Origin of the sequence: Pseudomonas shirazensis (assembly GCF_050496565.1) — a bacterium.
GTDB lineage: Bacteria > Pseudomonadota > Gammaproteobacteria > Pseudomonadales > Pseudomonadaceae > Aquipseudomonas > Aquipseudomonas shirazensis_A.
The window spans coordinates 253099-274973 of record NZ_JBNWAE010000001.1; the positions used below are offsets into that span (position 1 = coordinate 253099).

At 62.9% G+C, this 21875-nt stretch carries 11 protein-coding genes; 7 read left to right on the top strand and 4 right to left on the bottom strand.

Annotated features, from left to right (window positions below; all coding sequences use genetic code 11):
- Window positions 1-6: 6 nt before the first annotated feature.
- The gene (locus ACQZ2L_RS01085) at window positions 7-4710 is read right to left on the bottom strand and encodes a dermonecrotic toxin domain-containing protein (RefSeq protein WP_430324379.1); all 4704 of its coding nucleotides are present in this window, start codon (window positions 4708-4710) and stop codon (window positions 7-9) included.
- A 109-nt stretch (window positions 4711-4819) separates the two neighbouring features.
- The gene (gene betT, locus ACQZ2L_RS01090) at window positions 4820-6823 is read right to left on the bottom strand and encodes a choline BCCT transporter BetT (RefSeq protein WP_430324380.1); all 2004 of its coding nucleotides are present in this window, start codon (window positions 6821-6823) and stop codon (window positions 4820-4822) included.
- Between the two features lie 423 nt (window positions 6824-7246).
- Between betT and betI the strand changes: the two genes are divergently transcribed.
- The 3 genes from betI to betA all read left to right on the top strand — a co-directional run bounded on the left by betI (window position 7247) and on the right by betA (window position 11192).
- Window positions 7247-7912, top strand: coding sequence for a transcriptional regulator BetI (gene betI, locus ACQZ2L_RS01095; protein WP_430324381.1), 666 nt, complete (start codon window positions 7247-7249; stop codon window positions 7910-7912).
- Between the two features lie 30 nt (window positions 7913-7942).
- On the top strand, window positions 7943-9415 hold the full coding sequence (gene betB / locus ACQZ2L_RS01100) for a betaine-aldehyde dehydrogenase (RefSeq protein WP_314876743.1): 1473 nt from the start codon (window positions 7943-7945) through the stop codon (window positions 9413-9415).
- Window positions 9416-9494: 79 nt separating this feature from the next.
- Window positions 9495-11192 (top strand): choline dehydrogenase, encoded by a 1698-nt coding sequence (betA, locus tag ACQZ2L_RS01105; RefSeq protein ID WP_430324382.1) that lies wholly within the window; start codon window positions 9495-9497, stop codon window positions 11190-11192.
- A 163-nt stretch (window positions 11193-11355) separates the two neighbouring features.
- Here betA and ACQZ2L_RS01110 read toward each other — a convergent pair whose 3' ends face one another.
- Window positions 11356-13509 carry a dermonecrotic toxin domain-containing protein gene (locus ACQZ2L_RS01110; protein ID WP_430324383.1) on the bottom strand — a complete coding sequence of 718 codons (2154 nt, stop codon included), beginning with the start codon at window positions 13507-13509 and terminating at the stop codon, window positions 11356-11358.
- Between the two features lie 160 nt (window positions 13510-13669).
- Here ACQZ2L_RS01110 and ACQZ2L_RS01115 point away from each other — a divergent pair, with 160 nt between their 5' ends.
- From ACQZ2L_RS01115 to trxC, 4 genes are all read left to right on the top strand, one after another.
- Window positions 13670-15412: a potassium/proton antiporter gene (locus ACQZ2L_RS01115; protein WP_430324384.1), complete on the top strand. Its 1743-nt coding sequence runs from the start codon at window positions 13670-13672 to the stop codon at window positions 15410-15412.
- 47 nt (window positions 15413-15459) lie between these two features.
- Window positions 15460-18777 carry a mechanosensitive channel MscK gene (mscK, locus tag ACQZ2L_RS01120; protein WP_430324385.1) on the top strand — a complete coding sequence of 1106 codons (3318 nt, stop codon included), beginning with the start codon at window positions 15460-15462 and terminating at the stop codon, window positions 18775-18777.
- A 75-nt stretch (window positions 18778-18852) separates the two neighbouring features.
- Window positions 18853-20313 carry a protein adenylyltransferase SelO gene (gene selO, locus ACQZ2L_RS01125; protein WP_430324387.1) on the top strand — a complete coding sequence of 487 codons (1461 nt, stop codon included), beginning with the start codon at window positions 18853-18855 and terminating at the stop codon, window positions 20311-20313.
- 177 nt (window positions 20314-20490) lie between these two features.
- A complete protein-coding gene (trxC, locus tag ACQZ2L_RS01130; protein ID WP_430324388.1) occupies window positions 20491-20925 on the top strand; it encodes a thioredoxin TrxC in 435 nt (144 codons plus the stop codon).
- Here trxC and ACQZ2L_RS01135 read toward each other — a convergent pair.
- The gene (locus ACQZ2L_RS01135; protein WP_430324389.1) at window positions 20922-21695 is read right to left on the bottom strand and encodes a ParA family protein; all 774 of its coding nucleotides are present in this window, start codon (window positions 21693-21695) and stop codon (window positions 20922-20924) included. The genes trxC and ACQZ2L_RS01135 overlap by 4 nt on opposite strands.
- Window positions 21696-21875 lie beyond the last annotated feature (180 nt).

Sequence of the window (21875 nt, forward strand, 5' to 3'; positions counted from 1 at the left end):
GCGTGTTCAACCCAGGTCGTTGAACGGGATGGCCTGACGCGCTTGCGCGTAGGTCAGGTTACCGCGGTAGATACTCAGGACCTGGCCACGGGCAGCCGCCGCCATTTGCTCGCGGTAGCCCAGCTTGCGCTGCCCCCACAGTTTCAGGTGGCCCTTGTCGAAGGCGGTGGGCGCTGCCTGCGCGTCGTTGAAATGGAAGTGTGCGGCCCAGAGCGCCTTGCTGCGGCCTTGGCCATCCGGCTTGACCAGGCTGATCCGATACTCGTCGAGGTAGCCATCAACCAGTTGCTGACGCGGGCCAACATACTCGACGCTGAGCAAACCGCGCTCATGCAGGAAATTCAGCGCCTTGGCGCTCGGGTAGCGGGTCTTGCTGTAGAGCTCGGTAAGGCTGCTCAAGCGTGCCGCGCGCAGACTGACCAGTGCATCATCCAGACGCGCCAGCAGCTCATCGGTGGGGTCGACATCGGCCAGCCCTTGGCGCAACTCGCTGAGGTTGTCGATCTGCCCGTCGAACTCGGCGATCAGCGCCTGATCGTCACCATCCTCGACCACCATCTGCCCGGCACGCTGGATGATCTCCGGGTTCTGCTCGAGTAAACCTTGCGCCAGGCTGCGGTTTCTATCTTCACCCGGGGCCGCTGTCGCGGGTTCAGGCCGCGGTTGCGCTGCAGCAAGCGTTTCCTGCCAGGTGCCGTCGACCCGCTCGAAGCTGTGGATGATGCGTTTGTTGAAGGTCGCCTGCACCTGCAGGACGCTACGCCCTTCGACCTGCGCCACGCTGCCGATGACGATCTGCCCGGCGTGAGTATGGGCGACTTCCAGGGCGCGTGCTGGGTAGACCGCATGGCGATCAGCAGGCACCTGCCCCGAGGCCTGTTCGCGCAAGGCATCTACCAGCGCGTCCCCGGCCATCTGCTTGAGCGCGACCATCTGCTGCTGATACGCCTCAAGACGCTGGGTGTCGACCAGATCGCTGCCCAGTTTCTTGATTCGCTGACAATTGAGTACCGCTGCCAGATACTGATCCCAGGCGCTCTGCAGCACCTCGATCCGCTCGGTCACCGACAAATCGCAGAAAAACGACAAGTGATGGGTCTGCGCCGCCACCCGCAGCCGTTGGCTGGCAAGGGCATCGGAGAACACCATGTACGAGCGCACGCCGGCATTGGCCTGGAAGCGCAAGGCCAGCTCAACCTCGCTCATGGCCTGGAAGAAGCGCACGGTAGCAGTGGTGGTGGTACGTCCGGCAATGATCTCGGCAACCGTCTGGGTGGTGCCAAGGCTGGATATCGGCAGGTCGAGATCACTGACCGCCAGCAGCCGGTCAAGCTGACTCGACGCCTTGACGATATAAACCTGGTCGACGGTGAGTTGCTCAAGCGTCTGCCGGTATTGCTCATACATGGCTGCGCGCTCGTGCGGCGCGGCTGTTGCCATGTTTTGCGTCACGCGTGCGTAATCGTAGAACGGTCCTACCGAGAGTATCTCTTCGATCATGAACTTGGCATAACCCATCATCGCCTGACGGACCGTGCTCAGGGTGTTGCGGTGCCCTGCCATCAGGTTGGCGGCAGTGCGCACGTAGCTGGGGTTGTCCAGCAGGGTAACGATGGCTTGCTCTGCGGCAACGTAGCTGTCAAGCATTGTGCTCAGGGTAGCCAGACGCTGCCTGCGCAGCCCCTCGTTCTTCATGGTCAATTCCGTACGCTTGGCAGCGAATAACGCGGCCACTCTCTGGTGCTGGGCCAGTTCGACCGGGTCGGTGGGTTGCTCAACCCGCATACGCCGGTCGATTTCCTCGAGAGAGCTGCGTAATGCGTTGATCGAATCGCTCAGAGCGGTGTAGTCATCACCTGCCTTTTCTGCCTGCGCGATGTGTTGCTCCGCGGCAGCCATAGCCGCGTTGATGGGCGCGGCAATCTTGTCGCGCAGGCGCTGTTTGGCAAGGCTGCGGCCACTGCCACCGTGCAGGCCGGTATCGACGCGCCAGCCTGTGGGGTCATTGAACAATCGCGGGCCGAGCTGATCATCCTCACCCACCACCCAGGCATGGCCCTCATCGAAGATCACTCGATAGACATCGGCGCCAAGCCCGACATAGCGCTCGCCGTCCACCACGAATAACCCCGCATCAGGCCCCTGGACTTGCGCTGACAAGCCGTCAATGGTGACGTTTGCCGTCAGTTCGCGCAGCCAACTGCGTTGCTGCGCCGAGTACCTGTTGATACCGCCCGCCCCACGCCATGAGAAGTCCAGGCGCGTATTGGCTTGGGCCTGCAACAGAAACGCAGACTGCACGTTGCCCGGCGATGGCGCCGGTGACAGTCTGCGTATCTCGCGGCCATCGCTGGCAGGCAGATCTTCGATCAGCAAACCTTGATCTCGTCGCGACAACGGGCGCGCAGCGATGCGGGGGATCTGCCACTGGAGCGCGACCATCACTGTGTTATTGAGTAGATCGACCACCCCCTCGACCTGATCTGCGGTGTTCGCGCTGGACAACCTGGCGATGTCATCAGCCAGTGCACTGGCCCCGACATACAACCAGGCAACTGCCGCCACTGGCCCAGGCAGAACCGGCAGCAGTACGTTGAACAGTTCCCAGGAGAATGCCTTGAGCACACGCCAGCGTTGCTGGCTGTTGCTGACGGTGCTGCGATCAGCCAATTCGAGCATCCATTGCCGCCGAGCATCGAACATCCGTGCATCGACGTCTTGCTCCCAGAAGCTCAGGTGCAGCTGGGCTGGCGTGGGTTTGTCCAGCCCCGGATAGGGATCAGTCACCCACTGCGGCAGATGCGGCTCACGGAACCCACCATGGTCGTACACCGGCCGCTGGGCCTGGTCGAGCCAGACCAGCACGACATCCTGCAACTGCCCGGGCACGGCAATGGCTTCCAGCAGGGCCTGCTTGTCCTTGAACTGGCGCAACGCGCTGTTGGTATAGACCGGGCAATACAACAACCAGCAAGCGGGCGAGGCGATTTTGATCACGTAGAAGCCATGCACCTGATCGATCACCCCCGAGCTGGCCGAGCGGCGCAAGGCCAGCGGCGCGATCTTCACCTCACCAGGTTCGCTCCGCCCGCGGCAGAAGCGCGCCAGGGTTTGGTAAGCGGACGCCTCAACGCGCTTGACCAGCCGCGCACGCGCCGCATCGAAGCGCAAGGTAGTGCGCCACCGGCGGGTAAAACTGGCGATCTGCTCGCTACGCGTGCTGGCGTCGTCGAGCAGCGCGTTGACATAGCCTGGGTAGGTGCCGCCAACGTCGACCCGCTCGACCAGTTCGCGGATGTACGCCAATGTCATCCAGCTCATCAGCAACTGGTCATGCCGATGTGCGATGTGCGTCACCACGCCGCCCTCGGTGGCATCGAGCCGGCCGATGGCGAAGCGGGTCAGCGACAACGTTGTGGAGCCGATTTTCTGCGGGAAGCCCAAACCGTGCTGGTCGTTTACCACCAGCTCGGCGGTAAGTATCAGGTCGTCGGCAAAGTAGTTGGCATCGACCGGGTGATCCTTGAGCATTTCCTCACGCAAGCGCCGCGCGGTGTAGCTGTGCAGGTCATCCACGCCTTCCACCGTGCGGCCGCCGGTAAATGCTGCCTGCTCCGCACTCAGGTCGAGCATCGCCTGGACATAGGCGGTGCGGTCATCGGCAGTGGCTGCACGCAAGCCATGGGGCAGCTTCAACGCTTGCTGCGCGCTGTCTGCAGCCGAACGCTGGGCAAAGAACCACGCCGGCTCGCTGACCTGCTGAAAACGCTCGACCAATTCATCGACACTGCCCACTGTGCTCCAGCGGATCCTCGCAAGGTCATCCAGCAGCGCATCCAGCAAAAGCCCACTGAGCAGCGCAAAGGCATCTCCTTGGGCTTCGAAACCGCTCCACTGCAAGCTGTCAAAGCGATACTGCTCGGCAAACTGCACTTGCAAAGCGATTGCGAACGCGTCCAGCGAAGCGAAGCTGCGGACATCGCCAGCAGGCGTGCACCACAGGTTGACACTGGTCACCTCGTCACTGGCTCTGACCAGCAGGCCGGGCAGCACCTTATCCAATACCTGCTCGTCGCAGCTCAGCTCGATACGCACCGCCTGCACGCTGATGCCGTCCGCCTTGCCCGCAATCAGATCTCGCAGACAGGTACGCTCCGCGTCCTCCAACTCCTGTTCACGCAACCCCAGCATCAGGCTGGCACGCAGGGTTTGCTGCAACCACAGATCGCGGTCGAGCGCAGCACCTTCACCGTTCCAGTAATCGATCTGCGCCTGTTGATAATGCTCGAGCAAATGACCGCACAGGTCGTTGAAAGCAGCCGCCAGCTGCCGGGGTTCGATGATGTCGCCCTCGTCGGTCTGGTCACCGTCGGGGATGGCATAGAAGCGCTCGGGACGCTGCAGGCTGAAGCGATAGTCGAGGCCATGGGCGTCCGCGTAGTCCAGCGGCTGCAGGTCGAGCATCGACTGCAACACGGCATCGACCAACGGCTCGATGCGCCAACTGCCATCGGCCTGCGGCGACATCAGGTACAACGGCTCGGCCGAGGTCATCTCGGGGCGATGGATGGCCACCAGTGGGTACTGCGCGGTGATCAGCTTCATCAGCTGCTCGCCGAGCACCTGGCGCAAAGTGGGGCGCGTGGAGAATTGCGCTGCGACTGCATATTGCAGGTCGCCAGGGGGGATTCTGGCCGGGACATCGGACATAGTGGGGACTCCTTGTGGGTGTAAGCCACAAGGGTCCGAGGTAACGTCGCAGGCGAGGCGTTACTTATATGCTGCGTGAGCCGCGAGGGAGGCGCGGCTCACGCCTGACTCAGCTGTAGACTCGCCCCAATACCTGGCGGTGGCTCTCGAACTGATCGAGCACATCACGCACGATCTGCTCAGGCAGGAAGCCCATCAGGTCGTACTCCTGGCTGCCGTCATGCAGGTACACCTCGGCGCGGTAGTAGCGCTGCCGCACTTCGGCTTCACCTTCGACCGGCGCTTCGCTCGGCGCAGCCAGGTAACCGTCCAGGCTGACTTCGTAGACGAACGGGTTGCCCTCTTCCATCATCACCCGCAAGCCCATCATGTTGCGCGACTGACCGACCCGGGTTTCAACCTCGAAACCCTGCGCCTGCAACTGCGCGGCGGCGTCCTTGAGGGCCGGGCTGACGTGCCTGTCCATGAAGCGCTGCACCACCGACTGAGTCGGCTGCAGCTCCATCGCACTGAGTCGCTCGCTGAAACCACGACGGCCGCGGGCGGCCAACTCGGCCCGCTCCTGCTCCAGCTGCGAGTCCTGCTTCATGGCCTTGTACAAGCCGAACATGAACAGCACCAGCACCACCGAGAACGGCAGCCCTGCGAGCACCACCATGGTCTGCATGGCGGCAAAGTTGCCGGCCAGCAGCAAACCAATGGTCACCAGGGTGATCACCACCGACCAGAACACGACCATCCAGTGCGGCGCGTCCTCATCGACCTGGCCGCCTTTGCACGACAGGTTGGCCATCATTACCGCGCCGGAGTCGGCCGGGGTCAGGAACAGCACAAAGCCGACGAACACCGCCACGCCGATGACGATCTTGGCGGCCGGGAAGTATTCCAGCAGTTGGTAGATCGACATCGATGGCTGCTCGAGCGCCGTCTTGCCCAGCTCCACTGCACCATGGTTCATCACCAGGTCCAGCGCGGTGTTGCCGAAGATCGACAGCCAGGCCAGGGTGAAGCCCAGCGGGATCAGCAGCACGCCGGCAACCAGCTCACGCACGGTGCGGCCCTTGGAGATACGGGCGATGAACATGCCTACGAACGGGCCCCAGGAAATCCACCAGGCCCAGTAGAACACGGTCCACAGGCCCAACCAGCGCTCGGACTTGCCCGCTTCGTTCTCGTACACGTACAAGTCGAAGGTCTTCAGCACGATGCCGTTGAGGTAGTCGCCGGTGTTCTGCACAAAGCCGTTGAGCAGGTGCAGGGTATCGCCGGCCAGCAAGACGAAGATCAGCAGGCCGCTGAACAGCACGATGTTGAGGTTGGACAGGCGGCGGATGCCGTTTTCCACACCCGATACGGCGGCCACCGTCGCTACCGTCGCCATGACCAGGATGACGATCAGCAGATTGGTGTTGCTGTGCGCCATGCCGAACAGGTACTCGAGCCCCGAAGCAACCTGCATCGAGCCGATACCGAGGTTGGTCACCAGCCCCAGCAGGGTCACGAACATGCCGAAGATGTCCACCGCATGGCCGGCGCTGCCCTTGACCCAACGCTCGCCCATCAACGGGTACAGCGCCGAACGCAAGGCCAGCGGCTGGTTGTGGCGATAGGCGAAGTAGCCGACTGCCAGCCCAACCAGAGCATAGATCGCCCAGCCGTGCAGGCCCCAGTGCAGGAAGGTCAGCTGCAGGCCCTGACGCGCAGCTTCTGCGCTGGCCGAGGTGCCCTCGGGCGGGTTGAAGTAATGATCCAGCGGCTCGGACGCACCGAAGTACAGCAGCGAGATACCGATACCCGACGAGAACAGCATGCCGGCCCAGGCGCCGTAGCTGAAGTCCGGCTTGTCATCCTTGCCGCCCAGCTTGAGCTTGCCGAAGCTGGAGAAGGCCAGAACGATGACGAACACCAGGTAGCCGCCAATCACCAGCATGTAATACCAGCCGAAGCTGCGCGTCAGCCAGGTCTGGGCGACGTTGAGCACTTCACCGGCGGTGTCGGGTACAGCGATAAGCAAGGCAGTCAGAACAAGGATCAGCAGCGCAGAGGTGATGAACACCACGTTGTTGACCCGGACCCTCTCGGCGGGGGGTTTGGTTAGGGAGGCAGAACTCATTGCACGAATGCTCCGGGCAGTGCTGGGGTGGAGGCTAATCAGTCAATCCCGTGCAATTGGTCAATTAATGCCACTGCGACAGGTGTTATAAAAGCACTCAGGAAAACCGTGATCCCGTAGCGAAACGATGCACAACTACAGAGCCAAGCCCCGCTCCGAGGGCCCTGCGCGCAGTCTTGCGACCGCTCGGCAGATTCTGTATTGCGCAGCGCCCATGCCCGTCAACGCCTTGTATTCCGGGGGTTGCACGTTTTTCTGGGGTGCCAATCGATGCCTGCTCGACAGCCGTAAACAACTGTCAATGGCACAAATTGTCGCAGAGCTTATTCTTTATTGATTGAACGTTCAATCAAAACAAAATAGACTGGCCTTCGCCGAGGCAGCCGCTTGTCGTCTGCCCGCAGGCCTGAGGAGATTTGCCAGATGCCCAAGGTCGGTATGCAACCCATTCGCCGTCAGCAGTTGATCGAAGCCACCCTGCAGGCGGTCGATCAGGTCGGTCTGGGAGATGCCAGCATTGCGCTGATCGCCCGTTTGGCTGGAGTGTCGAACGGCATCATCAGTCACTACTTTCAGGACAAGAACGGCCTGATCGCAGCGACCATGCGCCACCTCATGAATGCGTTGAGCGAAGGCACCGTCGCCCGTCGACTGGCCCTCACCGACGACAGCCCGCGGGCGCACCTGAGAGTCATCGTCGAAGGCAACTTCGACGCCAGCCAGGTCAGCGGCCCGGCAATGAAAACCTGGTTGGCCTTCTGGGCCGCCAGCATGCACCAGCCGTCCTTGCACAGGTTGCAGCGGATCAACGATCACCGCCTTTATTCCAACCTGTGCTGTCAGTTTCGCCGCGTCCTGCCGCTCTACCATGCGCGCAAGGCCGCTCGTGGCCTGGCAGCCTTGATCGACGGCCTGTGGTTGCGTGGCGCACTCTCGGGCGACGCGTTCGATACCGAGCAGGCAATCCGGATTGCCTACGAATACATGGATTTACAACTGGCTAAGCAGCACGCCCTGGATACAACGCCCCAGGCGGCTGAACGATCGCACGCAGCGACTGCCTCAACAGCAGGAGCGCAACGCGGCTAGCCAATCACACACTGCACTTGCGAGGATTCTATGGCCCGTTTCGGAACGCAAAAACTCTACATCGATGGTGGTTATGTCGACGCTGGCAGCGATGCCACCTTCGAAGCCATCAACCCGGCGACCGGCGAAGTCCTCGCCCACGTCCAGCGCGCCACTGCTGCTGACGTCGAACGTGCCGTCGAGAGCGCCGAACGTGGCCAGAAAGTCTGGGCCGCGATGACTGCCATGCAGCGTTCGCGCATCCTGCGTCGCGCCGTCGACATCCTGCGCGAGCGCAACGATGAACTGGCCATGCTGGAAACCCTCGACACCGGCAAGTCGTACTCGGAAACCCGTTACGTCGACATCGTCACCGGCGCCGACGTGCTCGAGTACTACGCAGGCCTGGTCCCAGCCATCGAAGGCGAGCAGATCCCGCTGCGCGAAAGCTCCTTTGTCTACACCCGCCGCGAGCCGCTGGGCGTGACCGCCGGTATCGGCGCGTGGAACTACCCGATCCAGATCGCCCTGTGGAAATCGGCACCAGCACTGGCGGCCGGCAACGCGATGATCTTCAAACCATCGGAAGTCACTTCGCTGACCACCCTGAAACTGGCCGAGATCTACACCGAAGCCGGCCTGCCGGATGGCGTGTTCAACGTGCTCACCGGCAGTGGTCGTGAAGTCGGCACCTTGCTGACCGAGCACCCACGCATCGAAAAAGTATCGTTCACCGGCGGCACCACCACCGGCAAGAAAGTCATGGCCAGCGCTTCGAGCTCGTCGCTCAAGGAAGTCACCATGGAACTGGGCGGCAAGTCGCCGCTGATCATCTGCGCCGATGCCGACCTGGACAAGGCCGCCGACATCGCCATGATGGCCAACTTCTACAGCTCCGGTCAGGTCTGCACCAACGGCACCCGGGTGTTCATCCCGGCGTCGATGAAAGCCGCCTTCGAAGCCAAGATCGCCGAGCGCGTTGCGCGCATCCGCATTGGCAACCCGGAAGACGAGAACACCAACTTCGGCCCGCTGGTCAGCTTCCAGCACATGGAAAGCGTGCTCGGCTACATCGCCAAAGGTAAGGAAGAAGGCGCCCGCGTCCTCTGCGGCGGCGAGCGTCTGAGCGAAGGCGACCTGGCCAAGGGTGCCTTCGTCGCGCCGACTGTGTTCACCGACTGCCGTGACGACATGACCATCGTCAAGGAAGAGATCTTCGGCCCGGTCATGAGCATCCTCAGCTACGAGACCGAAGAAGAAGTCATCCGCCGCGCCAACGACACCGAATACGGTCTGGCTGCCGGCGTCTGCACCAACGACATCAGCCGCGCCCACCGCATCATTCACCAGCTTGAAGCCGGCATCTGCTGGATCAACGCCTGGGGCGAGTCGCCGGCAGAAATGCCGGTCGGTGGTTACAAGCAATCCGGTGTCGGCCGCGAAAACGGCGTCAGCTCGCTGGCCCAGTACACCCGCATCAAGTCGGTTCAGGTCGAGCTCGGCGGCTACACCTCGGTGTTCTAAGCACCTCGTGTAGCCCAAAGCCCGTGCCTTGCGGCGCGGGCGTCCTGCTCCCTGACACCGCCACAACGAGGGTACTTGCATGTCCCAACAGTTCGATTACATCATCGTCGGTGCCGGCTCGGCCGGTAACACCATCGCCACCCGCCTGACCGAAGACGCCAACGTCAGCGTGCTGCTGCTCGAAGCCGGCGGCCCTGACTACCGCTTCGACTTCCGCACCCAGATGCCAGCCGCGCTGGCCTTCCCGCTGCAGGGCCGTCGCTACAACTGGGCCTACGAAACCGATCCAGAGCCGCACATGGACGGTCGTCGCATGGAATGTGGCCGTGGCAAGGGTCTGGGTGGCTCGTCTCTGATCAACGGCATGTGCTACATCCGCGGCAACGCCATGGACTTCGATGGCTGGGCCAAGCTGCCAGGCCTTGAAGACTGGACTTACCTCGACTGCCTGCCGTACTTCAAGAAGGCCGAAACCCGCGACATCGGCCCCAACGATTATCACGGCGGTGACGGCCCGGTCAGCGTGGCCACGCCAAAAGCCGGCAACAACCCGCTGTTCCACGCCATGGTCGAAGCCGGCGTGCAGGCCGGTTACCCGCGCACCGAAGACCTCAACGGCTACCAGCAGGAAGGCTTCGGCCCGATGGACCGTTCGGTGACCAAGAACGGCCGTCGTTCGAGCACCGCGCGCGGCTACCTGGACCAGGCCAAGAAGCGCCCGAACCTGACCATCGTCACCCATGCCCTGAGCGACCGGATCCTGTTCGAAGGCAAACGCGCTGTCGGCGTGACCTACCTGGTCGGCGACAGCGAAGAGCGCGTGGAAGCACGTGCGCGCAAGGAAGTCATCGTCAGCTCCGGCGCGATTGCTTCGCCGCAACTGCTGCAACGCTCCGGCGTCGGCCCGCGTGCACTGCTCGAAAGCCTCGACGTGCCGGTGGTACACGACCTGCCAGGCGTAGGTGAAAACCTGCAGGACCACCTCGAGCTGTACCTGCAGTACGCCTGCACCCAGCCCGTCTCGCTGTACCCCTCGCTGCTGTGGTGGAACCAGCCGGCAATCGGTGCCGAGTGGCTGTTCAACGGGACTGGCATCGGCGCCAGCAACCAGTTCGAGGCTGGCGGCTTCATTCGCTCCCGGCCTGAGTTCGAGTGGCCGAACATCCAGTACCACTTCCTGCCGGTGGCGATCAATTACAACGGCTCCAATGGCGTCAAGGAACACGGTTTCCAGGCGCACATGGGTTCGATGCGCTCGCCTAGCCGCGGCCGTATCCAGCTCAAGTCCAAGGACCCGCGCCAGCACCCGAGCATCCTCTTCAACTACATGGCGACCGAACAGGACTGGCAGGAATTTCGCGATGGCATCCGCCTGACCCGCGAGATCATGGCCCAGCCTGCGTTGGACCAGTACCGCGGCCGCGAAATCAGCCCCGGCGCTCACGTGCAAACCGACGAAGAACTCGACAAGTTCATCCGCGAGCACGCCGAAACCGCGTTCCACCCGTCCTGCTCGTGCAAGATGGGCACCGACGAGATGGCCGTGGTCGATGACCAGGGCCGGGTGCATGGCATGCAAGGCCTGCGTGTGGTCGATGCGTCGATCATGCCGATCATCATCACCGGCAACCTCAACGCCACCACGATCATGATCGCCGAGAAAATCTCCGACAAGATCCGTGGCCGCCAGCCGCTGCCGCGCAGCACTGCCAAGTACTATGTGGCAGACGGCGCGCCGGTGAAAGGCAAGCCGATGCGGGAAGTTAAACAGCCGTAACATCTGTTCAAGATTGCTGGGGCTGCTTTGCAGCCCTTTCGCGACACAAGGCCGCTCCTACAGGGGTCCGCGCATGTAGGTATTGCGCGGTGTCCGTGTAGGAGCGGCCTTGTGTCGCGAAAGGGGCGCGAAGCGGCCCCAATCGGTCTTCATGGCCGACGAGTCAGGTCGCCATAGGAAAAAACCGCCGCATCAACGAATCATCGCCGCCAGCCCCCAACCGCCGCGCCAACCCCTCCCGATCAAACACCTCGCCACTACGCAGATCATGCACCAGCCCTCCTATCGGAGGCTGCGCCAACGCCCTCAGACGCACCTCGATAAAGCGATACCGCGCGTTGTCGACAGGCCTGATGCGCGTGACCTCGACATAGCGCCCAGGCAGCATCAACGACTCGGCCTCATCAGGCCTGCTGGAAAACGCCGCGACCGGTGTCGCCCGCACATGCTCGCCTGGCTCCAGCACATACACCACGGCGCCATCATCGAAGGCTGGCCTGCCCGACACCTGCACCTCCGGGCTGTTGAACACCTCCCACAGCACGTAAGGGTTTTCGGTAAATGAGGTGAATTCGCTACTGACCAGTACGTCGCCGACTGCAACTCGGCCTGCATGAAAAGCCGTATTGCCGGTGCTGCGGATGCCCGAGGCAGCGCGATACAAGGTGACCGGGCTGTGCTGACCAATCTGCTCAAGTGCCTCGGCCAGGGCATGGCTACGGTCGATACAGACTGCCAGGCGGTCGTCCAGTGGCAGCCCGCGCCACAGGTTGTTGAAGCGCTGCGGCGCATGGCTGTATTCGGCTATCGCCGGCGCGCCGTAGCCCAGTTCATCGCGATAGACCGCGTAAGGCTCACTGAACGCATCCAGATACCAGCCGCGCTCATCGACCTGGCCGGCGTCGGCCCACGGCACCTGCGCAAGCGCTGTTTGCTGACGGGCCAGGGCTTGATCGGAACGCACCAGCAAGGCATCAGCGGCGGGCTGCATGAACGCTTCCCAGCCGTCTTCGGCGATAGTCGGTGGGGCTGCGAGCGCCCGCGGGGGTGGCAACTGCGCCGCCGCGAACAGATCGGAAGCCCGAATCATGGCAGCGTCAAGCAGGATGAACAGGATATCCAGCACGACTGCCCACCACGCCGCTGCTCGCCATTCGCGCTTGCCATGGAGGGCGCGGTCGACATGCAAGGCCAGGCACCCAAGCCCAAGCCCGAGTGAAATCAGTGCCACGGGCCAGCCTGCGACGCTCATTGGCGCCAGTATCAAGGCCGCCGTCTGCAATCCAGAAAGCCAACGCTCGCGGCGCAGCTGAGCATTGCTGGTGAGCCGTTCATGGGCATTACTGGCGAGCATATCCATAGCCTGATTGCGCAGGTGCACAAACAGGTCACCGCGCAGCGGCTGACTGCTGATAGTCAGCGCGTGATCAGGCATCGCCAACTGGCCGAGGTATTTTTCCACACGCGGGCGCAATGACTGCTCCAGCAGATCGGTGCCGACAAAGTGCTGCAACAACTGCGCCTGACCCGCCGCTGCCGTCGCCTGGCCAAGCAACCACGCCTGCAGCGCCACGGCATCTTCCAGCAGGACAATGCTGGCATGCTCCTCCACCCGATACAGGCAGCATTTGCCGCTGTGCATGCTGCGCACCAGCAGGGTCTTCGCCTCGACGCCTTCCAGGCTCAGGCGACCCCAGCCGCTGACGCTACCGTTGGGCTGGGACAGGCCCAGGGTCTTGCTGCTCAGAGGCAGTTGCGCGCTGGCCAGTGAGGCGCTGAGCAACTCGTGCTGCTCGTCCTTGCTCAACGCCGCCTGCGCGACCGCAGCCACAAATCGCGCACGCGCCAGCACGCAGAAGTCGTCGCCTCGCTCGGATCGAAACTGCGCCAGTCGTCCGCCATAAACAGCCGCGAAGTCCATCGCCCAACACTGCTCCAGCACGCTCTGGGCCGACAGGCGCAGCTCATTGCGCTCATCAAAAACTGCGTGACTGGCGTCCACTCGATAGAAGCCGCCATACACCGACAACTGGTCGCTATTGGCCTGCTGCGCCGGACTGAAACGCTGGATCATCAGCTCGGTAAGGCTCATCGAGCGCTTGGGCGGGCCGCCGTGACAAAAGCCGGTGTAGGTTCGCGGGCTGCTGCTGGCGCTGTCGAACTCATGCCAGAACACCTGATCAGGGTCGAGCCAGTGACCGAGCTGACGGCGCAGCACATGGCCGGCGGCCCGGCGGGCGAGGCCATGCAGGTCAGGAAACTGGCCCAGATATCGGCGGGCGATGTCCGCCAGAGGCATATCGTTAGGGTGGGTCATACGCGGTGGCCTGTGCAAAGAGGGGCCAGCACTACAACCTGGATGCCGCATCAATATGCGGTAACGCTTTACAGCCCGCGCAGGCGTCGGGTTAGAATCAGTTGGCACGCAACCTGCGTAACAGCGCCGCCTGTCCCCCCGTTTCTCCGGAGTACCGCCCTTGGATGCAAGCACCATCAACAGCCTGTTCCTGATCGGCGCATTGCTGGTGGGTGCAAGTATTCTGGTCAGCTCGCTGTCATCGCGCCTGGGCATTCCGATTCTGGTCATCATCCTGGCGGTCGGCATGGTGGCCGGCGTCGACGGCGGCGGGATCATTTTCAACAACTACCCGACTGCCTACCTGGTGGGCAACCTGGCGCTGGCGGTGATCCTCCTCGACGGTGGCTTGCGCACACGGGTGGCGAGCTTTCGCGTAGCGCTGTGGCCGGCGCTGTCGCTGGCCACGGTCGGGGTATTGATCACCACCGCGCTGACCGGCATGGTCGCGGCCTGGCTGTTCGAGCTGAGCCTGATCCAGGGCCTGCTGATCGGCGCCATCGTCGGCTCGACCGACGCCGCGGCGGTGTTCTCGCTGCTCGGTGGCAAAGGCCTCAACGAGCGAGTCACCGCCACACTTGAGATCGAGTCGGGCAGCAACGACCCGATGGCGGTGTTCCTCACCGTAACCCTGATCGACATGATCGCCAGCGGCCAGACCGGCCTGCACTGGAGCCTGCTCACCCACCTGCTGCGCGAGTTCGGTATCGGTGGCCTGCTGGGCTTGGGCGGCGGCTGGCTGATGCTGCAGATGGTCAACCGGATCAACCTCGCCAGCGGCCTCTACCCGATCCTGGTAGTGGCTGGCGGGCTGGTGGTGTTTTCGCTGACGAACGCCCTGCACGGCAGCGGCTTCCTCGCGGTGTATCTGTGCGGCCTGGTGCTCGGCAACCGGCCGATCCGCAGCCGCCACGGTATTTTGCACATGCTCGACGGCATGGCCTGGCTGGCGCAGATCGGCATGTTCCTGGTGCTCGGCTTGCTGGTCACGCCGCATGACCTGCTGCCGATTGCAGTGCCGGCCCTGGGCCTGGCGCTGTGGATGATTCTGGTGGCGCGGCCGCTGTCGGTGTTCGCTGCGCTGCTGCCGTTCAAGGCCTTCCATGACCGCGAGAAGGGCTTCATTGCCTGGGTCGGTTTGCGCGGCGCGGTACCGATCATTCTGGCCGTGTTCCCGCTGATGGCGGGCCTGCCGCAGGCGCAGCTGTTCTTCAACCTGGCCTTCTTCATCGTGTTGATCTCGCTGCTGGTGCAGGGCACCAGCCTGCCGTGGATGGCCAAGCTGCTCAAGGTCACGGTACCGCCTGACCCGGCACCGATCTCGCGCTCGGCGCTGGAGGTGCACATCACCAGCGAGTGGGAGATGTTCGTCTACCGCCTCGGCGCAGAAAAGTGGTGCATCGGCGCCGCCCTGCGCGAGCTGAAGATGCCCGAAGGCACGCGGATTGCCGCGCTGTTTCGCGGCGAGCAGCTGCTGCACCCGTCCGGCAGTACCGTGCTCGAGGTAGACGACATGCTCTGCGTGATCGGCCACGAACACAACCTGCCGGCGCTGGGCAAGCTGTTCAGCCAGGCGCCACAACGCGGCCTGGACCTGCGCTTCTTTGGCGATTTCGTTCTCGAAGGCGATGCCGAGCTGGGCCAGGTAGCGGCACTTTATGGCCTGCAACTGGACGGTTTGAACGCCGATATGGCGCTGGCGCAGTTCATCCGACAAAAGGTCGGAGGCGCTCCAGTAGTAGGCGATCAGATCGAATGGCACGGCACAATCTGGACGGTCGCAGTCATGGACGGGAACAAGATCGACAAAGTCGGCGTCAAATTCCCCGAAGGAACTCGCCCCGGCCCGGGCTTGTTCCTGTAGCCCTCGACTTGCCTCGTATCACACGAACCCCTGACAAGACTCTGCTTATGTCCCTGCGCGTGCACCTTCGCGCAGCCCTGCTCGGGCTGTGCCTGTCCCTCTCTTTCGGCGCCACCGCTGCCGAGGCTCCGACCACTGCCAGCGTGCAGAACAGCCTCGACAAGATTGCCGAGCGCAAGCTGCCCGAGGCTGACCAGAAGAGCCTGCAGCAGGTGCTTGAGCAGACCCTGAGCCTGCTCGCCAGCCAGCAGGACAGCACGGCCAAGCTCAAGGCGCTGAAGCAGCAGTTGGCCGATGCCCCGCGCTTGACCAGCGAGGCCCAGCGCGAGCTGGCCAAGCTCAAGGCAAGCAAGCCGGCCCCAGTCACCCAGCGCTACGCCAACCTCAGCGTGCCGCAACTCGAGCAACTGCTCAGCGAGCGCAGCACGCTGCAAGGCGAGCTGCAAAAGGCGCTGGCCGATGCCAACAGTCTGATGATCAGCTCGCAAACCCGCCCGGAGCGGGCGCAGGCGCAGATCAGCAGCAACCAGACCCGTATCCAGCAGATCAACCTCAGCCTCAAGTCAGGCAAGGACGCCGGCAAGACCCTCTCCGCCGACCAGCGCAACCAGCTCGCCGCCGAACTCGCCTCACTCAACGCACAAACGCTGCTGCGCCGCCAGGAACTGGCCGGCAATGGCCTGCTGCAGGACCTGGGCAGCGCCCAGCATGACCTGCTGGTCGAGCGCACCTCGCGCCTGGAGCAGGAAATCCAGCAACTGCAGACGCTGATCAACGACAAGCGTCTGGCGCAGTCGCAGCAGACGGTGACCCAGCAATCGCTGGAAGCGCAGAAGTCCGGCGGCAGTGTCCTGCTGGCCAACGAAAGCGCCGCCAACCTGAAGCTCTCCGACTACCTGCTGAAAAGTACTGACCGTCTCAACGAGCTGACCCAGCAGAACCTCAAGACCAAGCAGCAACTCGACAGCCTGACCCAGGCCGATCAGGTGCTCGATGAGCAGATCGAAGTGCTCAAGGGCAGCCTGCTGCTGTCGAAGATTCTCTACCGGCAAAAGCAGACCCTGCCGCACTTGAAGCTCGACCGTGACCTGGCCGACCAGATCGCCGATATCCGCCTGTACCAGTTCGAGGTCAGCCAGCAGCGCGAGCAGATGAGCAACCCGATCAGCTACGTCGACGGGGTGCTCGCCAGCCAGCCACCGCAGGACGTCACGCCCGAACTGCGCAAGGCACTGTTGGACGTGGCCATCACCCGCAGCGATCTGCTCGAACGGCTCAACCGCGAGCTGTCGGCACTGCTCAACGAATCGATCACCCTGCAGTTGAACCAGAAGCAGTTGCTCAGCACCGCTCAAGGCTTGCGCACAACCCTGGAAGAGCAGATGTTCTGGATCCCCAGCAACAAGCCGCTGGACTGGGAATGGCTGAGCAGTGTGCCAGGGCGCCTGGTCGACCAGGTAGCCAACCTGCCGTGGGGTTCGGGCGTCACCGAACTGCTGCAGGGTCTCAGCCTGCGACCGTTGCTGTTCGTGCCGCTGTTGCTGCTGATCGGCGCCCTGCAATGGCGCCGGCGTTATCTGTATCAGCGCCTGAACAAGGTGCACATGGACATCGGCCACTTCAAGCGCGACAGCCAGTGGCACACGCCGCAGGCGCTGCTGATCAACGTGCTGCTGGCGATGCCGCTGAGCCTGGCCCTGGCACTGTGCGCGTACATCCTCCAGGTCGATGCACGCGGGCAGAATGGCAACCTGAGCGCCGCCTTGTGGCAGTTGGCCCAGGCCTGGCTGGTGTTCTATACCGCCTACCGCATTCTCGCCCCGGGCGGCGTCGCCGAGGTGCATTTCCGCTGGCACAAGCCGCAGGTGCAGTTCCTACGTGGCTGGGTGCGCCGGCTGGGCACCGTGGTGCTGGCGCTGGTCGGTGTGGTCGCCGTGGCCGAGCATCAGCCCTCGGCGCTGGCCAACGATGTGCTCGGTATCGGCGTGGTGCTGACCTGCTACGCCTTGATGGCCTGGTTGCTCAGCCGGCTGCTGTTGAGCAGCCCAGCGCACCGCGACACCTCACTGTTTCGCAAGATCGTCGGGGTAGCCTTCACCGCGCTGCCGATCGCGTTGTTTGTGGCGGTGTGCTTTGGCTACTACTACACCGCGCTGAAACTCACCGACCGACTGATCTACACCCTGTACCTGTTGCTGTTCTGGCTGGTGATCGAAGCCGCCTTCGTGCGCGGCCTGTCGGTGGCGGCGCGGCGCCTGGCCTACCAGCGCGCACTGAGCAAACGCCAGGCCAGCAAGGAAGGCCTGGACGGTGAAGTTATCGTCGAAGAACCGACCCTGGACATCGAACAGGTCAACCAGCAATCGCTGCGCTTGATCCGACTGGCCTTGCTCGGCGGCTTCATCGGCGGCCTGTATTGGGTCTGGGCGGACCTGCTCTCGGTGTTCGCCTACCTCAACAACTTCACCCTGTATGAGTACACCAGCGGCACCGGCGCCGCCGCCAGTATGGTGCCGATCAGCCTCGGCGACCTGCTCGGCGCTCTGGTGATCATCGGCATCACCTTCGCCCTGGCCGGCAACTTGCCCGGCCTGCTCGAGGTATTGGTGCTGTCACGCCTGAACCTGGCCCAGGGCAGCGCCTACGCAACAACCACGCTGCTATCCTATGTGATCGCCGGGGTCGGTTTTGTCAGCACCCTGTCGACCCTCGGCGTCAGCTGGGACAAGCTGCAGTGGCTGGTCGCAGCGCTCTCGGTAGGCCTGGGCTTCGGCATGCAGGAGATCTTCGCCAACTTCATCTCGGGGATCATGATCCTGTTCGAGCGCCCGGTGCGGATTGGCGACACCATCACCATCGGCAACCTGTCCGGCACGGTGAGCAAGATCCGCATCCGCGCCACCACCATCACCGACTTCGACCGCAAGGACATCATCGTCCCCAACAAGACCTTCATCACCGGCCAGTTGATCAACTGGTCGCTGACCGACACGGTCACCCGGGTCACGCTGAAGCTGGGGATCGACTACGGCTCGGACCTGGACCTGGTGCGCGAGCTGCTGCTCAAGGGTGCCCACGAGAACCCGCGGGTTTTGAAAGACCCGGAGCCGTTGGTGTACTTCCTCAATTTCGGCGAGAGTTCGCTGGATCACGAGTTGCGCATGCACGTGCGCGACCTCGGCGACCGCAACCCGACCCTGGACGAGATCAACCGCTACATCAGCCGCGAGTTCAAGGCCCACGACATCAAGATCTCGGTGCGTCAGGTCGAGGTGTTCCTGATGGATACCCAGGGCCACAAGCAGAAGCTGATCGCCGTTGAAGGTGGTGACGGAACAAAACCCGAAGGCACTCAACCGGTCTGACTGGACTCCAACCGGCATGCACCGCACACTCGCGGCGAGGGCCTGGCCCTCGTCCGCCATGCCAGGAGCCGGCCCGTGAAAGCCCTAGACCAACTGACCTTCGACAATCGCTTCGCCCGCCTGGGCGATGCCTTCTCCACGCAGGTACTGCCTGATCCGATCGCCGAGCCGCGGGTAGTGGTGGCCAGCGAATCAGCAATGGCCCTGCTCGACCTCGACCCGGCGCAGGCAGCGCTGCCGCTGTTTGCCGAGCTGTTCAGCGGCCAGCAGTCGTGGCAGGACGCCGACCCACGGGCGATGGTCTACTCCGGGCACCAGTTCGGTGGCTACACGCCGCGTCTGGGCGACGGCCGCGGATTGCTGCTGGGCGAAGTGGTCAACGACGCCGGCGAGCACTGGGACCTGCACCTCAAGGGCGCCGGGCAAACGCCTTATTCGCGTATGGGTGATGGCCGCGCTGTGCTGCGCTCGTCAATTCGCGAGTTTCTCGGTTCCGAAGCCCTGCACGCCTTGGGCATCCCCAGCAGCCGCGCGCTGTGCGTGATCGGCTCGAGCACCCCGGTGTGGCGTGAGACCCAGGAGAGCGCGGCAATGATCCTGCGCCTGGCACAGAGCCATATCCGTTTTGGCCATTTTGAATATTTCTATTACACCCGCCAGCCAGAACAGCAGCAGCTGCTGATCGACCATGTGCTGGAGCAGCATTACCCTGAATGCCGCAACGCCGAGCAGCCGTACCTGGCGATGTTCCAGACCATCGTCGAGCGCAACGCCGAGTTGATCGCGCGCTGGCAGGCGTATGGCTTCTGCCATGGGGTGATGAACACCGACAATATGTCGATCCTAGGCATCACCTTCGACTTCGGCCCGTTCGCCTTCCTCGACGACTTCGACGCCAACTTCATCTGCAACCACTCTGACAATCAGGGGCGTTACAGCTACAGCAATCAGGTGCCCATCGCCCACTGGAACCTCAGCGCGTTGGCCCAGGCCTTGACCCCGTTTGTCGAGGTCGAGGCGTTGAAAGAGGCGCTGGGCCTGTTCCTGCCGCTGTATCAAACCCATTACCTCGACCTGATGCGCCGTCGCCTGGGCCTGACCACTGCCGAGGATGACGACCTGCAACTGGTCGAAACCCTGTTGCAACGCATGCAGAGCGGCGGCGTCGACTACACGCTGTTCTTCCGCCGGCTTGGCGATCAGCCCGCTGCCGCAGCGTTGCAGGTAGTGCGCGATGACTTCGTTGATCTGGCCGGCTTCGATGCGTGGGGCGCGGCCTACCTGGCCCGCTGTGAGCGCGAGCCAGGCAACGCCGAAGGTCGCCGCGAGCGCATGCACGCGGTCAATCCGCTGTACGTGCTGCGCAATTACCTGGCGCAAAAGGCCATCGAAGCGGCCAATGGCGGGGATTACACTGAAGTGCGACGTTTGCATCAGGTGTTGAGCAGGCCGTTTGAAGAGCAGCCGGGGATGCAGGCTTACGCCGAGCGGCCGCCGGAGTGGGGTAAGCATCTGGAGATCAGCTGCTCTTCTTGAGTACCTTTTGAGGACGTCGGGGGGCGCTATGCGCCCCTTTCGCGACGCAAGGCCGCTCCTACAGGGGACCGCGCAATACCGAAGTACGCGGTCACTGTAGGAGCGGCCTTGTGTCGCGATAGGGGCGCAGAGCGCCCCCAAAATCTCCGACCAGAACCGCATCCATAAGGAGGCAAAATGTCCGAGCCACTAGTAATCCCCTGCCCACACTGCAACGGCCTCAACCGCCTGCCCGCCGAGCGCCTGGCTGACACCCCAAAATGCGGCCGCTGCAAACAGCCCGTGCTGTTGAGCAAACCCTTCGACCTCAGCGAAGCCAACTACGCCAGCCAGATCAAAGGCGATCTGCCGCTGCTGCTGGACGTCTGGGCCGACTGGTGCGGGCCATGCAAGTCGTTCGCGCCGATCTTCAGCCAGGCCGCAGCGCAACTGAGCGGTCGCTGCCGCCTGGCCAAGCTCGACAGCGAAGCCAACCGCAACCTGGCCAGCCAACTGGGCATCCGCTCGATCCCTAGCTTGATCCTGTTCAGGAACGGTCGCGAAATCAGCCGTCAGGCTGGCGCATTTCCACTCCAGTCATTGCTGGAGTGGCTGCGCAGCCAGGGCGTCTAGGCGTTTTCTTCGAGCAGCGCGTGCAGCTCGACGAACTGCTGGGTCAGCTTGTGCCGCGGTTCCAGGTGGATCAGCGGCAGGCTGGCATGGTGCGATTCGCGCATCTTAACCGAGCTGGTCAGGTACACCGGCAACACCGGCAGGCCCTCTTCGATCAGCTCATCGAGCATCTGCTGCGGCAGGCTGGCGCGTGACTGGAACTGATTGACCACGATGCCTTCGACCAGCAGGTCTTCGTTGTGGTCGTCCTTCAACTCTTCGATCTCGGCCAGCAGGCCGTACAGCGCCTGGCGCGAGAAACTGTCGCAGTCGAACGGAATCAGCACTCGGTCAGCCGCGATCAACGCTGATACTGCATAGAAATTCAGCGCCGGCGGGGTATCGATGTAGATCCGATCGTAATCCTCGTCGAGCTCTTCGAGCAGTTTGCGCAGCTTGTTGATCTTGTGCTTGACCTCGAGCTTGGGCTGCAGGTCGGCCAACTCCGCCGTGGCGGTAACCACGTGCAGGTTGTCGAACGGGGTTTCGTAGATATCGACCTTGTTCTTCTTCGAGAACGGCCCGGTCGACAGGCTCTGCTTGAAGAAGTCGGCGATACCCATGGGGATGTCGTCGCCGGTCAGCCCGGTCAGGTACTGGGTCGAGTTGGCCTGGGAGTCCAGGTCGATCAGCAGGGTCCGGTAGCCTTCGTTGGCGCTGACTGCCGCCAGGTTGCAGGCAATGCTCGATTTGCCCACGCCACCTTTCTGATTGAATACCACGCGCCGCATGAGAGACCTCCGTGTATCAACGAATGCCCGAGTATGTGACGAGGCCCGGACATTGACCAGTGCCGCTTGGATCAAGCCGCACCAACGGTAGCCGATACACTGGCTGCACCGCTTGTCGGAATTTGCCTACACCACATGTCGGCATTGTGCAAAACGTAAATGAACTTGTCAGATGACGAT

Excerpts from the sequence above, each read along its gene's own strand:
- betB (WP_314876743.1), top strand. The coding sequence starts at position 7,943 with ATGGCCCGTTTCGGAACGCAAAAACTCTACATCGATGGTGGTTATGTC.
- betI (WP_430324381.1), top strand. The coding sequence starts at position 7,247 with ATGCCCAAGGTCGGTATGCAACCCATTCGCCGTCAGCAGTTGATCGAA.
- ACQZ2L_RS01135 (WP_430324389.1), bottom strand. The coding sequence starts at position 21,695 with ATGCGGCGCGTGGTATTCAATCAGAAAGGTGGCGTGGGCAAATCGAGC.
- ACQZ2L_RS01085 (WP_430324379.1), bottom strand. The coding sequence starts at position 4,710 with ATGTCCGATGTCCCGGCCAGAATCCCCCCTGGCGACCTGCAATATGCA.
- betA (WP_430324382.1), top strand. The coding sequence starts at position 9,495 with ATGTCCCAACAGTTCGATTACATCATCGTCGGTGCCGGCTCGGCCGGT.
- trxC (WP_430324388.1), top strand. The coding sequence starts at position 20,491 with ATGTCCGAGCCACTAGTAATCCCCTGCCCACACTGCAACGGCCTCAAC.
- betT (WP_430324380.1), bottom strand. The coding sequence starts at position 6,823 with ATGAGTTCTGCCTCCCTAACCAAACCCCCCGCCGAGAGGGTCCGGGTC.
- mscK (WP_430324385.1), top strand. The coding sequence starts at position 15,460 with ATGTCCCTGCGCGTGCACCTTCGCGCAGCCCTGCTCGGGCTGTGCCTG.
- ACQZ2L_RS01110 (WP_430324383.1), bottom strand. The coding sequence starts at position 13,509 with ATGACCCACCCTAACGATATGCCTCTGGCGGACATCGCCCGCCGATAT.